The organism is Yersinia alsatica (genome assembly GCF_902170305.1).
In the GTDB taxonomy this organism is placed as follows: domain Bacteria; phylum Pseudomonadota; class Gammaproteobacteria; order Enterobacterales; family Enterobacteriaceae; genus Yersinia; species Yersinia alsatica.
The window spans coordinates 50276-64397 of the sequence record NZ_CABHWW010000007.1; the positions used below are offsets into that span (position 1 = coordinate 50276).

The following is a 14122-nucleotide window of genomic DNA, read 5'->3' on the forward strand; positions in this document are numbered from 1 at the left end:
CGCCCATCGGGCAGTGAGGGGCGGTTGGGAATCCGCTATTTTACGCGAACACGATCAATATAGGTGGCAAAGGCAGAAAGCTGGCCGGTTAGGAAATCCAATGTGCCTTGGTCAACTAATTCCTTGGCTTGCTCATCGACTTTGCTTTGAATGACACCACCCATAAATTCAGGTTTATTCATTACCATTGCGTCGAGGAAGACCAAAATCTGGCGCAGATGATATTGGCAACGTGCGCCTCCCACTGGCCCCATCGAGCTGGTCTGAATGGCAACCGGTTTGCCAGCCAGTGGCTGGTTAGGTAAACGGGATAACCAGTCGATGGCATTTTTTAATCCGCCGGGCACCGAATAGTTATATTCCGGTGTCACGATAATAACCCCGTCCGCCTGACGAATTTGCTCAGCAATGGCCTGAATTGTGGTTGGGAACCCATCTTCCTGTTGCACGTCAGCATCATAAAGCGGAATGTCGCGAATAGAAGGCAGTGCTTCAATCGTGACACCCGCAGGTGCTAATTTTGGTAGCGCGCGTGCCACCATGGCGTTGTAGGAACCACTACGTAGGCTACCCAGCAGGGTAACAATTTTAAGGGATTGCTGTGACATGACATACTCCCGTTGCGTTAAAAAATAGTATCGTTCTTCATCAAGATTAGGCCAAGACTGCACGACAAAACAATGACTATATATCGTGCTACCCCTTTAAATTTCACTTAAATCAGTGTTTTTCGCAGATTTATTACACTGAAATTGTGATCCCTGGAGAGGAACGGAAAAATCATTTCTTCCCGTTATCAAGTCTGTACGCGAAATGCCGTTAATAGATCTGGAGCTATCCAGCTCTCTTACATTGAGCGACACGATAATGCTAAAAACCACTCAAGCCCGATTCACCTTACTCGTTAGTGCGTTTTTCATTTTCTTGCTGATAATCACCGTGGTGGTTATTCAGCTTTTTGTGACACCACAACTCAAGCAATCTGAAAGCACCATTATTGGCAATAGCGTTGACCAAATCGCGACAGCCATAACCGCGCAAATGAATAAGGTAGAAGCACAAGCCCGCAGTATTACGCAGGCTGTTGCCATAATGGACAGTAATACCATCGACCAATTATTACCTGGGTTAGTGGATCAGTATGGTGACAGTAATGTATTTGGTGGTGGGATTTGGCCATTACCGAATAAGCGTGAGCAAGGGGTAATTAAATTCAGCACGTTTTTTGCTCGCAATGGAGAAAATAAGTTAACGGTTAACACCCATTGGAACTCACCGGAATCGCAAAATTATTTTGAACAGCCTTGGTATAAAGAGGGCTTAAATGCGCCTAAAGGCTTCTGTGCCTGGGCTAAAGCTTATCAGGATGATGCTAGCCCGCAGCCAAGAACTAACTGTGCGATGGCGATTTATAAAGGTGACGATGTTTATGGTGTTTCAACCATTGATGTCACATTAGGTTTCTTTAACCGGCTGGTTAAAGAGATGGAACAGAAAGTGAATGGCACCATTCTGATTGTTGAAGCTGATGGCAAGATTGTTGGTAGTAGCGCCTTAGCCGATGGCAAAGCCGAGTTAAAAAATCTGTCAGACTTTGCCGGTAGTTTGCCGATGGCCGCAGAGACACAGCGGTTACTGGCGCAGATGAAAGATCAACAATCACTGGAAAGTGAATTTGATGTCGATGGAACCTCTCACACCCTGTTTATCCGCCCGATTGCCAATAGCCCGTGGTATTTAGTCACTGACTTGCCCACTAGTTTATTGGTCAAACAGAGCCACAGTATTCTGCTGCACCTGGGGTTAGTGCAGATCCCTATCATGTTGTTATTGCTGTTGTTCCTGGTGTTCTCTATCCGTGTCTTTATGAAACGGTTAGCCGTGTTGAAAGAGAATATCACCGCGCTGTCTGCGGGTGGGGCCGATTTAACTCAGCGCTTGCCGCAAAGCACTAGCCCGGAATTCAACGCCATTAACCAGAGCTTCAATGATTTTATCGACTATTTGCAGCAAATGATGCGGCAGGTCGGCGAGAGCAGTCTGGCGATTGCTTCGGCGTCACGTCAAATTGCCAGTGGTAATCTGGACTTATCGGCCCGAACTGAAGATCAGGCCAGTTCCATTGAGCAAACTGCGGCTTCAATGGATGAATTGACCAGTACCGTGAAACAAAATGCGGATAACGCCAGCCACGCCAACCAACTGGCGATGGATGCTTCCACTGTTGCGGTAAAAGGCAGCACAGTGGTGAAACAAGTGGTAGATACCATGGGTTCAATCAATCATTCATCGAAGAAAATTGTCGATATCATCAGTGTGATTGATAGCATCGCCTTCCAAACTAATATTCTGGCACTGAATGCAGCAGTAGAAGCAGCCAGAGCGGGCGAGCAGGGGCGCGGTTTCGCCGTTGTAGCCTCTGAAGTGCGCAACTTGGCTCAGCGCTCTGCCACTTCCGCCCGTGAAATTAAAAAGCTGATTGAAGACTCAGTGGCTGATATTGCGATTGGTACTGGCTTGGTGGCAGATGCTGGCACCACGATGGATGACCTGATGAGCGGCGTCTCCAATGTGGCGGCATTAATGAATGAAATCATGGCCTCCAGTCAGGAACAAAGTCTGGGGATTGAGCAGGTTAATCTGGCGATTAGTCAGTTAGATAACTCAACTCAGCAAAATGCGGCGCTGGTGGAACAAGTGGCTGCGGCAGCGCAAGCCATGCAGGATCAAACCGTGCAATTGGAAACTGTCATCAGCGGCTTTAAGGTTTAATATCATATAGTCTTGAGGCTAAAAAAAATCGAAACCCCTTTTGTTTAGCAAAAGGGGTTTTTTAATTACTCACGGCGAATTTTACGGGCAAATAAATTCCCCAATGATTGGATTAACTGCACGGTAATAATTAATACAATGGCGGTGGTCACCGTTACGAAAGTATCAAAGCGCTGATAGCCATAAGTGATAGCCAAATCACCAATCCCGCCGCCCCCCACAGTACCGGCCATCGCTGTCGCGCCAATTAAACCAATGGTTGCTGTGGTCAGCGCCAATATAAGTGATGAAAGTGCCTCTGGTAGCAAAAAATACCAAATAGCTTGTAGCGGAGTGGCTCCCATCGATTTTGCTGCTTCCAGAATTCCGGGGTTAACATCCAGCAATGAGTTTTCTACTAGCCGACCAATATAAGGCGCAATAAAGATAATCAGCGGCACAATCGCTCCCGGCGTCCCGATGGTGGTATTCACAATCAGGCGAGTGAGAGGGATGATAGCCACCATCAAAATGATAAAGGGCAGGGATCGGATGATATTGATAATAGGGTTAAGAATATTGTAGAAAACACGATTCTTAATTAGCCCTCCCGGGCGGGTCACGACCAGTAAAATACCCAAAGGAATACCAATAAGAGAACCGATCACCAATGAAATACTGACCATCACCAAAGTGTCATGCAGTGCTTGGATAAATTGCTCCAGAGTAATAGCGGTTTCGATCATCAATTTATTTCCTGTATATCAATTCCGGTTTCCGCCAGATAAGCGACGGCGCTATCAATCCGGTGGTCCTCACCGGTTAATAGCAGCACCATATGGCCCAGCGTGGTGTCCTGTATCTCTGACATGTTGGCAAATAGGATATTGACGCCAACATCATATTGCTTGATTAACTGATTGATAACCGGCTGTGTGGCGATATTCCCCATAAAGGCTAGCCTGAATTGACGCCCGGCATGGCTCTTATCCAGCAGCTTTTTCACACTCTCCGGTAAGCTGTCTTTTATTACGGTACGAACAAAATTAATCGTGGTGGGATGAGTTGGATGGCCGAAAACCGTTAATACTGAACCCTGTTCAATAATTTGGCCATTTTCCATAACAGCCACTTTATTGCATATTTTTTGAATGACTGACATCTCATGAGTAATTAGCAGCACGGTAATATTGTATTGCTGATTAATCTTCTTCAGTAATAACAATATTTGGGCGGTAGTTTGCGGGTCCAGTGATGATGTGGCTTCATCGCACAATAGAATTGAGGGATTGGTTGCCAGCGCGCGTGCAATACCGACCCGCTGCTTCTGACCGCCTGATAGCTCATTAGGAAAGCTATGACTTTTATCTCCCAGCCCGACGAAATCCAGTAGTTCAGCCACCCGCTGTTGAATGAATTTTTTGTTTTTTCCTAATAAAATAAGTGGCATAGCGACATTCTTAAAAACTGTCTTTGATTCCAGTAAATTAAAGTTCTGGAATATCATGCCAATGTTCTTTTTCAGCAGCCTAAGCTGTTCAGAACTAAAGTCATGCAAATTCTTCCCATCAATCACGACATTTCCCGAGGTTGGACTTTCCAGGGCGTTGACCATCCGCAGTAATGTACTTTTTCCCGCTCCGCTGTAACCGATGATGCCAAATATATCGCCATCGTCGATGGTTAAACTGACATTATTAAGTGCCTGGAGTTTGATATCTTTACGTTCAAAGGTTTTGAAAATATGCTGAAGCTCAATCATCAGGTTATTCCACTATTTCAGATAATCAGGCAGCATATAACCGGCATACTTTTCGTTTTCCAGAATGTATTTTTTGAATTCAGGTGAGTGATAGCCAGCAATAATATCTTTGGCAAACTCTGCATTCTTATTTTTTCCGGCAACAGTGACCACATTAACAAATTGAGTGGTGGGTTTTTCAAGTTGCAGGGCAGAAGTGAGCTTTATGCCATTAGAGACTGCAAAATTGCCTTGAATAGCACCAAAATCGACATCAGGCAACGCTCTGACTTGCTGAGCATTATCCATTTCTTTGATGACTAAATGGTGCGGATTTTCTGTAATATCCTTTTGCGAGAAAGTCACTGGATCAATCTTTTCCTTTAATTTTATCCAACCAATAGATTGCAGTAAAAGTGCTGCACGGTATTCATTTGATGGCTGGTTAGGAACTGAAATCCACGCGCCCTCCTTGGGTTTATCCTCCTTTTGGTGCTTAGCTGAATACAGCCCCATTGGCGGGGTTGGTACCTGAACAATACCCGTGTTATCAATGCGTAGCCGATCATTTATTGCTTGTAGATAAATCGGGTGCTGCATGATATTCCCATCAATCTCACCGGTGCTGACGGCATTATTTACCTGAATACCATCATTGAAATCTTTATATTCAATACTGTATCCTTTCTTTATTAAATAAGGCGCCACACCGTGCTCAAATTGTTCTTTATAGGGACCGGGATTAAACCCCAGTTTAATGATTTTCTTCTCTTCGCTATGGGCATTCACTGAGGTTAAAATAATTAAACTGAATAGTGGTATCACCAATGAGCGCATCTTCATCATAATTTCCCTGTATAATTATATTTAAATAAGAACTTATTTTTTTGCAGGCTGGGCTATTCTGTTAGCGATAAACTGAATAACTAAGAATGAAATTATTCAAACATTGCCGGGATGATCCGTAAACGAAGAAAATGACCTTAGCTTATCCACTATGGGTATAAGAGATTTGTGATTGGGTATTAGAAGAGTATAACGAAAGGCAATAATGAGAGAGTGAGTAACCCGCTGTACAGGGCACAGCGGGTTTTCTGATAATAAAGCTTGAAGTTAATTAGCCCTGAATCAGATTAGGGATTTTTACCGCAGGATTAACATCAGCCTCATAATCAACGCCATCAACAGCAAAACCGAACAGATTTAAGAACTCGGTCTTATAACCAGTGAAATCGGTCAACTGGTAAATATTGTCGTTGGTGACTTGGTCCCACAGCTGCTGTACCTGGTTTTGCACTTCAGGATCAAGCTCTTTGTAGTCAGCGCGCAGACGACCTTCTTGATCCATATGTGGCGCATTGCCACACAGGCTGTCTTTATACAGTGAATACACCTGCTCGATACAACCTTCGTGAGTCCCTTTCTCTTTCATCACTTTGAATAACAGTGACAGATACAGCGGCATCATTGGAATGGCGGAGCTGGCCTGAGTCACCACCGCTTTTAGTACTGAAACCCGAGCATCGCCGCCGCCATGGGCAGATAAGCTATCGCGAATAGTCAGAACTTTTTGGTCCAGATCCTTCTTGGCTGCGCCAATGGAGCCGTTCCAATAGATATCATGGGTAATTTTTTCGCCCAGATAGGTAAAGGCGGTTGTTTGCGCACCTTCAGCCAGCACGCCAGCCTCTAGCAGTGCATCAATCCACATCTGCCAGTCTTCGCCGCCCATGACGGCTACGGTATTGTCGATCTCAGCCTGAGTTGCTGGTTGCAGCACTGCTTCTTTGATCACTTCTTTATCAGTATCAAGACCACGGAACTTCACTTCATGACCGATTGGTTTCAGTGTGGAGTTAAACACTTCACCGGTTTTCGGATGAGTACGGCGTGGTGAGGCCAGGCTGTAGATAACCTGATCAACCTGACCCAAGTCTTGCTTGATAGCTTCGATAGTCAGGCGCTTAATTTCATCAGAGAAAGCATCGCCATTGATACTTTTCGCATACAGGCCTTTTTGTTCCGCGAATTTGTGGAACGCGGCACTGTTGTACCAACCAGAGGTACCTGGTTTGCCATCTTCACCAGGACGTTCAAAGAAAACGCCCAGAGTATCGGCACCACAACCAAATGCTGCTGTAATGCGAGCTGCCAGCCCGTATCCAGTTGACGCACCAATCACTAATACTCGTTTTGGGCCATTAGCGATTGCGCCTTCTGCGGTGACGTAGTCGATTTGCTTTTTGACGTTGGCTTCACAGCCCGCCGGATGAGCAGTCACACAGATAAAGCCGCGTACACGTGGTTTTATAATCATGGATACCTCAATTTATAGATAGAGTTAAGTGTTCGAGCGCCTATACCCTTTATCCTTGAAAGTGCAGGAGGCTTGCTGCCTGCCACTCTAAGTTCTTTGGGTATAATTGTTTAGACCCAGAGAGCAAGACTATCAAAATTAGCGATAATCTGTGTTGGCTCTGTGGCGTCACACTCATTTTCCGATACAAAAACTGGAGAAGATGCGCCCCAGTAAGTCATCCGAGCTAAATTCACCGGTAATTTCACTCAACGATTGTTGTGCTAAACGTAGTTCTTCAGCCAGTAGCTCACCGGCGCGAGCACTTACTAACTGTTCATGGCCCTGTACCAGATGCTGTGCGGCTGTTTCCAGTGCTTGCAAATGACGGCGACGAGCCAGGAAACCACCTTCTGTATTGCTGGTAAAGCCCATGCTCTGCTTCAAATGGTTACGCAGCAGGTCAATACCTTCGCCAGTTCGTGCTGATAAGCGGATTAGTGAGTGACCATTCACTTCGGTTAAACCCAAGGTTTCACCTGTAATATCGGCTTTATTACGCACCACTGTTATGGGTAACGTTGCAGGTAACCGCGCCATAAATTCTGGCCAGATTGCCGCCGGCTCAGTGGCATCAGTGGTGGTGCCATCAACCATAAATAGCACGCGATCCGCTTGTTCAATCTCATGCCAGGCCCGTTCGATGCCAATGCGCTCAACTTCGTCGCTGGCTTCACGTAATCCTGCGGTATCAATGATATGCAGTGGCATTCCATCGATGTGAATATGTTCTCGCAATACATCACGAGTTGTTCCGGCGATATCAGTGACAATCGCGGCTTCACGGCCAGCTAACGCATTGAGTAAACTGGATTTACCGGCATTAGGACGGCCAGCAATAACCACTTTCATCCCTTCACGCAATAGACTGCCTTGACGGGCTTCTGTGCGTACTTGCTCCAAGTCAGCCATTACGCCGTTTAACTGGCCTTCAATTTTGCCATCAGAAAGGAAATCAATTTCCTCATCCGGGAAGTCAATGGCAGCTTCGACGTAGATTCGCAAGTGAGTGAGTGCTTCCACCAATTGATGGATTCGGACAGAAAATGCGCCCTGCAATGAATTTACTGCCGAGCGTGCAGCTTGCTCTGAGCTAGCATCAATCAGGTCCGCAATAGCCTCAGCTTGTGCCAAATCCAGTTTGTCATTTAAGAATGCGCGCTCAGAGAACTCACCGGGGCGGGCAATCCGCAGCCCTGGAAGGGCCAGAATGCGTTTTAATAGCAAATCCAGTATCACTGGGCCGCCATGACCTTGTAGCTCCAACACGTCTTCGCCAGTGAAGGAATTCGGGCCGGGAAAATAGAGAGCAATACCTTGGTCCAATGTGCTGCCATCGACATCTTTAAAAGGCAGATAATCTGCATAGCGCGGCTTGGGTAATTTACCCAACACGGCCTGCGCGACGGTGGCGGCAGCACGACCAGAAACACGTAAAATGCCAACGCCGCCACGGCCAGGGGGCGTTGCTTGTGCCACGATAGTGTCAATGGTGCTCATGGTTATTTCTCTCTTCTAAAAGAATAAGGCGGTCATATTGACCGCCCTATACCCTTGGCTCTTGAAGTTGCAGCGTTCAAATCTGCTCCCGGCAGATTGGTCACCCGAATCACTGACCTGTGCCAGCTCATCGGGAGTCAGTCGTTTGGCGCTTAGCCGTCACTCCAATTACCTTGGGCATTTATCATATTAAGACGATTTTTTCTTGTCGCGGCTGTGTAAACCACGTTTTTCCAGACCACGATAAATCAACTGCTGTTGCAGGATGGTCACCAGGTTACTGACGATATAGTACAGTACCAGACCAGCCGGGAACCACAGGAAGAATACAGTGAAGATAACCGGCATAAAGGTCATGATCTTCTGCTGCATCGGGTCAGTCACGGTAGTCGGTGACATCTTCTGAATGAAGTACATGGTGATACCCATCAGAATTGGCAGAATGTAGTACGGGTCTTGTGCTGACAGGTCATGAATCCACAAGATGAATGGCGCATGGCGCAACTCAACAGAACTCATCAACATGTAGTACAACGCCAGGAAGATAGGCATCTGAATGACCAGCGGTAAGCAGCCACCCAGTGGGTTAACCTTCTCAGCTTTGTACAGCGCCATCATTTCCTGACTCATACGCTGCTTATCGTCACCGATACGCTCACGCATGGCGGCCAGTTTAGGCTGCAGCAAACGCATTTTCGCCATCGAGGTGTATTGCGCCTTGGTCAGCGGGTACATGATACCGCGCACGATAAAGGTGATTACAATGATGGAGAAGCCCCAGTTACCGACAAAGCTGTGGATGAATTTCAACAGTTTGAACAGCGGCTGAGAGATAAACCATAACCAACCATAGTCAACAGTCAGGTCCAAATGTGGCGCAATGGCTGCCATTTTGTCCTGAATTTCTGGACCAACCCATAAGGTTGCCCCCAGTTGTTTCTGCTCGCCTGGTTGAATGACAACAGGTGCACCTTTAAAGCCGATGGCAGCCAAACCATTACCCAAATCAGCGGAGTAGAAGGTATTGGTTTCGTTAGCTGCTGGGATCCAGGCGGTTGCAAAATACTGCTGCAACATTGCTACCCAGCCACCTTTGGTGGTGATGTCCAGACTTTTGTCTTCGATATCACTAAAGCTATATTTTTTATATTTAGTTTCATCAGAAGAGTAAGCCGCACCACGGTAAGTATGCAGCGCAAAGTTATTGCTGCCAGTATCACGGTGTTTAGGCAAGTTGATGCTTTGCTTTAATTGACCAAATAGCGTCAGTTCCAGCGGAGCTTCAGAGGCGTTTTTAACGTGATAATCGACGCCAATGGCGTAATCATTACGTTTCAGCACGAATGTCTTGGTGAACACAGAGCCGTCTTTGCCGGTGAAGGTCAATGGAATGCGCAGTTCATCTTGACCATCAGCTAATGCAAAGCTGGTTTGAGCCACTTCGAACAGCGGGCGCTCCCCGTTAGCTGGATTGTCCGGGCCGCTTTTGCCTGTCAAGCCGCTTTGTGCTTGATAAATGAAAGCTGGGGTGGTTTCCAGTAATTCGAAAGTTTTGTCTGAACCCAGAGCATCCGGGTAAGCCAGCAGGTTAGCCTGCTCGATGTCACCGCCACGGGTATTAATGGTCAGAGACAGCACATCAGTTTTTACAGTAATCAGTTGACCCTGACCACTGCCTGGCACAGCCTGGCTTGCTTTATCACCGGTAGCAGTATTCGCAGTCTGTTGCGTGGTCTGAGCGGCTGGTTGAGGACTGTTGTCCACTTGCCAGGCTTGCCAGATCATGAAAGACACGAACAGCAGAGCGATGAGTAGAAGATTGCGTTGCGAATCCATCGTTAGTGTTCTCTGTTATCGTCGGGTTTCGGCGGCACGGGATCATCGCCACCTGGGTTCAAAGGGTGGCATTTTAATACGCGTTTCAGTGTTAACCAACTGCCTTTTATCATACCAAACCGGCTCAATGCCTCAATTCCGTAATGAGAGCATGTCGGATGGAAACGACAACGCGGCCCCAACAGCGGACTAATCACGAGCTGATAGCCCCTGATTAGCCCGATCAGGATGCGGGAGCCTGGCGACAGTGGCGACGCCATAATTTTTCCAAAGCTTCCGTCAACGCACGGTTATCGAGGTCAGCCACACCTTTTTTCACCAAAACGACAAAATCCATTGATGGCAAAGTATGCTGATGCAAGCGGAAGCTTTCGCGTGTTAAGCGCTTTATCCGATTACGTTCATGAGCACGTTTGACATGTTTTTTGGCGACGGTGAGACCAATGCGGGGATGCCCCAGCTCGTTCAGGCGGCCGAGGATGGTGATTTGCGGCGTGCCAGCCCGTTGTGGCTGCTGGAAGACGAAAGTAAAATGACTGGGAGTTAACAAACGTAACTCCCTAGGAAATGCTAGCTTAACCACTTAGATGGTTAGCTTTTATTACTTAGAAACAGTCAGACGAGAACGGCTTTTCGCACGACGGCGAGCCAGAACTTGACGACCATTTTTGGTGGCCATACGAGCACGGAAACCGTGGCTACGGTTGCGCTTCAATACGGACGGTTGGAAAGTGCGTTTCATAGCGATTTCTACCTAAACTTAAAATAATTACTGATTCAGTAAACGCGTTTGGCTGCTCGGAGTGAAGACACCGACGCCTCAATCGCAACATATAAAGAAGCGGGATTGTAATAATTGTACAGTCCTGAGTCAATTGACATTGCGTCCGCCCGCACAGAATTCTGTATCGGGAGTTTACCAAGAGCCTGTCCGTGTTCACCGCTGGTTTCTTTTTGGCCAAGACCATCAAGAGATCAGGCATCACACGTAGGGCTGAGGATTATACGGACTCCCGGATAAATCGCAAGGATCGCCGCGTGATCCTTAAAAGATTAATGAGGATCAGTTGACTGAAAAGGGGAAGGCGATTCCAGTATAATCTGAAATATTTCGGGATCATTGACGATGAAGGGCACGAAAAGCTGTGCGCTAGGTTACACTCCCGACAGAAGTTATGCCCTGTGGATAAAAAGGATCTAATCTGTGAGGAAGGGGAGGATCTATTGCTCCTTTTGCGCTATGATCCGCCATTCCGATCGCATCCGCTACTCTGGGATCACTACTCCGGGATCGTGGGGGGATGTGAGTCGTAAAAACAACCGAAAAACGGTTCGCATGTCACTTTGGCTTGCTACAGGCCATATTGGCGTGTGTCAAAAACGATGAGTTACAAAAAATCCTGATTTCTTTCTTTTATTGATCTTGTTCGAGTGGAGTCCGCCGTGTCACTTTCGCTTTGGCAGCAGTGTCTTGCCCGATTGCAGGATGAGTTACCTGCCACAGAATTTAGTATGTGGATACGCCCCCTACAGGCGGAACTGAGTGACAATACTCTGGCGCTTTACGCACCTAATCGTTTTGTACTGGACTGGGTCCGTGATAAGTACTTAAACAATATCAATGGCTTGCTTAATGATTTTTGTGGCACCGAGGTTCCTTTACTCCGTTTTGAAGTTGGGAGTAAACCTGCGGTAAGAGCACACAGTCATCCAGTTACAGCCAGTGTTAGCGCGCCTGTTGCTCCGGTTACCCGCAGCGCACCCGTGCGTCCGAGTTGGGACAGTTCGCCTGCTCAGCCTGAACTTTCTTATCGTTCGAATGTGAACCCTAAGCACACATTTGATAACTTTGTGGAAGGTAAATCTAACCAACTGGCCCGTGCTGCGGCGCGTCAGGTTGCTGATAATCCGGGTGGTGCATATAACCCTCTATTCCTTTATGGCGGAACAGGCTTGGGTAAAACTCACCTGTTACATGCTGTGGGGAATGGCATCATGGCCCGTAAGGCCAATGCCAAAGTGGTTTACATGCATTCGGAGCGTTTTGTGCAAGACATGGTTAAAGCCTTGCAAAACAACGCAATAGAAGAATTTAAGCGCTATTATCGTTCGGTTGATGCATTATTAATCGATGATATTCAGTTCTTTGCCAATAAAGAGCGTTCTCAGGAAGAGTTTTTCCACACCTTTAATGCCTTGCTGGAAGGCAATCAGCAGATCATTTTGACCTCAGATCGCTATCCAAAAGAGATCAATGGGGTAGAAGATCGTCTGAAATCGCGTTTTGGCTGGGGCCTGACGGTGGCAATTGAGCCTCCAGAGCTGGAAACCCGCGTCGCGATACTGATGAAAAAAGCGGATGAAAATGATATTCGCTTGCCGGGTGAGGTTGCGTTCTTTATTGCCAAGCGTCTGCGTTCCAACGTTCGTGAGCTGGAAGGGGCATTGAATCGTGTGATCGCCAATGCCAATTTTACAGGGCGGGCAATCACCATTGATTTTGTTCGTGAAGCTCTGCGTGACTTACTGGCATTGCAGGAAAAGCTGGTTACTATCGATAATATTCAAAAGACGGTTGCTGAATATTATAAAATTAAGGTCGCTGACCTGCTCTCCAAACGGCGTTCCCGTTCGGTAGCCCGTCCACGCCAAATGGCGATGGCGCTGGCGAAAGAGTTAACCAACCACAGCCTGCCTGAAATCGGCGATGCGTTTGGTGGCCGCGACCATACCACGGTGTTGCATGCTTGCCGCAAGATTGAGCAATTGCGTGAAGAAAGTCACGACATCAAAGAAGATTTCTCTAACTTAATCAGAACATTATCCTCCTAGCGCTATGAAATTTATCATTGAACGTGAGCATCTGCTAAAACCGCTGCAACAGGTCAGTAGCCCGCTGGGTGGACGTCCTACGTTGCCAATTTTGGGCAACTTGTTGCTGCAAGTCACGGAAGGCTCTTTGCTGCTGACCGGTACCGATCTGGAAATGGAGATGGTTGCGCGCGTGGCGCTGTCTCAGCCCCATACTCAGGGCGCAACTACCGTGCCTGCACGGAAGTTTTTTGATATCTGGCGTGGTTTGCCGGAAGGTGCAGAAATTACCGTTGCGTTGGATGGTGATCGCCTACTGGTGCGTTCAGGCCGTAGCCGTTTCTCACTATCCACCCTACCTGCGGCAGATTTCCCGAATCTGGATGACTGGCAGAGTGAAGTTGAATTCACTTTACCGCAAGCAACATTGAAACGTCTGATTGAGTCTACCCAGTTCTCAATGGCCCATCAGGATGTGCGCTATTACTTGAACGGCATGCTATTTGAGACTGAAGGCGAGGAGCTGCGTACTGTCGCAACTGATGGTCACCGTTTGGCGGTTTGTTCGATGCCAGTGGGCCAGACGTTACCTTCACATTCGGTGATCGTGCCGCGTAAAGGTGTGATGGAGTTGGTTCGGTTGCTGGATGGTGGTGATACGCCACTGCGTCTGCAAATTGGCAGTAACAATATCCGCGCACACGTCGGTGATTTCATTTTCACCTCTAAGCTGGTTGATGGTCGCTTCCCGGATTATCGCCGTGTATTGCCGAAGAACCCCGACAAAACACTGAAAGCAAGTTGCGATTTGCTGAAACAAGCCTTTGCTCGAGCAGCCATTTTGTCTAACGAGAAGTTTCGTGGTGTTCGGCTGTATGTTAGCCAAAACCAGCTTAAGATCACCGCTAATAACCCGGAACAGGAAGAAGCGGAAGAGATTCTCGATGTTAGCTACGATGGGGCGGAAATGGAGATCGGTTTCAACGTCAGCTACGTGCTTGATGTGCTCAATGCGCTCAAGTGTGAAGATGTTAGCCTGTTACTGACTGACTCGGTCTCTAGTGTGCAGATTGAGGATGGTAATAGTCAGGCAGCGGCCTATGTTGTCATGCCAATGCGTCTGTGAT

The 14122-nt window shown here is 47.4% G+C and carries 13 protein-coding genes; 3 read left to right on the forward strand and 10 right to left on the reverse strand.

Features of this window, described 5'->3' with window-relative positions; genetic code table 11:
- Positions 1 to 35: 35 nt before the first annotated feature.
- The gene (locus FTA96_RS02185) at positions 36 to 608 is read right to left on the reverse strand and encodes an NADPH-dependent FMN reductase (RefSeq protein ID WP_050109286.1); all 573 of its coding nucleotides are present in this window, start codon (positions 606 to 608) and stop codon (positions 36 to 38) included.
- A 259-nt stretch (positions 609 to 867) separates the two neighbouring features.
- On the opposite strand from FTA96_RS02185, the gene FTA96_RS02190 reads away from it, so the two are divergent.
- Positions 868 to 2772, forward strand: coding sequence for a methyl-accepting chemotaxis protein (locus tag FTA96_RS02190; protein WP_186372838.1), 1905 nt, complete (start codon positions 868 to 870; stop codon positions 2770 to 2772).
- Positions 2773 to 2837: 65 nt separating this feature from the next.
- Here FTA96_RS02190 and FTA96_RS02195 read toward each other — a convergent pair whose 3' ends face one another.
- The 9 genes from FTA96_RS02195 to rpmH form a co-directional block, all read right to left on the reverse strand.
- Positions 2838 to 3497: a methionine ABC transporter permease gene (locus tag FTA96_RS02195; protein ID WP_186372839.1), complete on the reverse strand. Its 660-nt coding sequence runs from the start codon at positions 3495 to 3497 to the stop codon at positions 2838 to 2840.
- Positions 3497 to 4513: a methionine ABC transporter ATP-binding protein gene (locus FTA96_RS02200; protein WP_145505446.1), complete on the reverse strand. Its 1017-nt coding sequence runs from the start codon at positions 4511 to 4513 to the stop codon at positions 3497 to 3499. Before FTA96_RS02200 ends, FTA96_RS02195 begins: the two co-directional genes overlap by 1 nt.
- Before the next feature lie 12 nt (positions 4514 to 4525).
- Positions 4526 to 5335, reverse strand: coding sequence for a MetQ/NlpA family ABC transporter substrate-binding protein (locus tag FTA96_RS02205; RefSeq protein ID WP_186372844.1), 810 nt, complete (start codon positions 5333 to 5335; stop codon positions 4526 to 4528).
- A 274-nt stretch (positions 5336 to 5609) separates the two neighbouring features.
- Complete coding sequence (gene fabV, locus FTA96_RS02210) at positions 5610 to 6809, reverse strand: enoyl-ACP reductase FabV (protein WP_050123848.1); 1200 nt, start codon at positions 6807 to 6809, stop codon at positions 5610 to 5612.
- Between the two features lie 174 nt (positions 6810 to 6983).
- The gene (gene mnmE / locus FTA96_RS02215) at positions 6984 to 8348 is read right to left on the reverse strand and encodes a tRNA uridine-5-carboxymethylaminomethyl(34) synthesis GTPase MnmE (RefSeq protein WP_050151843.1); all 1365 of its coding nucleotides are present in this window, start codon (positions 8346 to 8348) and stop codon (positions 6984 to 6986) included.
- Positions 8349 to 8537: 189 nt separating this feature from the next.
- Positions 8538 to 10184 (reverse strand): membrane protein insertase YidC, encoded by a 1647-nt coding sequence (yidC, locus tag FTA96_RS02220; protein WP_050109279.1) that lies wholly within the window; start codon positions 10182 to 10184, stop codon positions 8538 to 8540.
- Positions 10185 to 10186: 2 nt separating this feature from the next.
- Positions 10187 to 10444, reverse strand: coding sequence for a membrane protein insertion efficiency factor YidD (yidD, locus tag FTA96_RS02225; RefSeq protein WP_005161103.1), 258 nt, complete (start codon positions 10442 to 10444; stop codon positions 10187 to 10189).
- Positions 10408 to 10767, reverse strand: a complete 360-nt coding sequence (gene rnpA / locus FTA96_RS02230; RefSeq protein ID WP_025380108.1) for a ribonuclease P protein component — start codon at positions 10765 to 10767, stop codon at positions 10408 to 10410. The genes yidD and rnpA overlap by 37 nt, the downstream gene beginning before the upstream one ends.
- A gap of 18 nt (positions 10768 to 10785) precedes the next feature.
- A complete protein-coding gene (rpmH, locus tag FTA96_RS02235; protein ID WP_002220736.1) occupies positions 10786 to 10926 on the reverse strand; it encodes a 50S ribosomal protein L34 in 141 nt (46 codons plus the stop codon).
- Positions 10927 to 11627: 701 nt separating this feature from the next.
- Between rpmH and dnaA the strand changes: the two genes are divergently transcribed.
- Together dnaA and dnaN are read left to right on the forward strand one after the other, a co-directional pair.
- Positions 11628 to 13016: a chromosomal replication initiator protein DnaA gene (gene dnaA, locus FTA96_RS02245; RefSeq protein WP_050099354.1), complete on the forward strand. Its 1389-nt coding sequence runs from the start codon at positions 11628 to 11630 to the stop codon at positions 13014 to 13016.
- 4 nt (positions 13017 to 13020) lie between these two features.
- A complete protein-coding gene (gene dnaN / locus FTA96_RS02250; RefSeq protein ID WP_004707290.1) occupies positions 13021 to 14121 on the forward strand; it encodes a DNA polymerase III subunit beta in 1101 nt (366 codons plus the stop codon).
- Position 14122: the final 1 nt, after the last annotated feature.

Excerpts from the sequence above, each read along its gene's own strand:
- FTA96_RS02185 (WP_050109286.1), bottom strand. The coding sequence starts at position 608 with ATGTCACAGCAATCCCTTAAAATTGTTACCCTGCTGGGTAGCCTACGT.
- FTA96_RS02190 (WP_186372838.1), top strand. The coding sequence starts at position 868 with ATGCTAAAAACCACTCAAGCCCGATTCACCTTACTCGTTAGTGCGTTT.
- FTA96_RS02195 (WP_186372839.1), bottom strand. The coding sequence starts at position 3,497 with ATGATCGAAACCGCTATTACTCTGGAGCAATTTATCCAAGCACTGCAT.
- FTA96_RS02200 (WP_145505446.1), bottom strand. The coding sequence starts at position 4,513 with ATGATTGAGCTTCAGCATATTTTCAAAACCTTTGAACGTAAAGATATC.
- FTA96_RS02205 (WP_186372844.1), bottom strand. The coding sequence starts at position 5,335 with ATGAAGATGCGCTCATTGGTGATACCACTATTCAGTTTAATTATTTTA.
- fabV (WP_050123848.1), bottom strand. The coding sequence starts at position 6,809 with ATGATTATAAAACCACGTGTACGCGGCTTTATCTGTGTGACTGCTCAT.
- mnmE (WP_050151843.1), bottom strand. The coding sequence starts at position 8,348 with ATGAGCACCATTGACACTATCGTGGCACAAGCAACGCCCCCTGGCCGT.
- yidC (WP_050109279.1), bottom strand. The coding sequence starts at position 10,184 with ATGGATTCGCAACGCAATCTTCTACTCATCGCTCTGCTGTTCGTGTCT.
- yidD (WP_005161103.1), bottom strand. The coding sequence starts at position 10,444 with ATGGCGTCGCCACTGTCGCCAGGCTCCCGCATCCTGATCGGGCTAATC.
- rpmH (WP_002220736.1), bottom strand. The coding sequence starts at position 10,926 with ATGAAACGCACTTTCCAACCGTCCGTATTGAAGCGCAACCGTAGCCAC.
- dnaN (WP_004707290.1), top strand. The coding sequence starts at position 13,021 with ATGAAATTTATCATTGAACGTGAGCATCTGCTAAAACCGCTGCAACAG.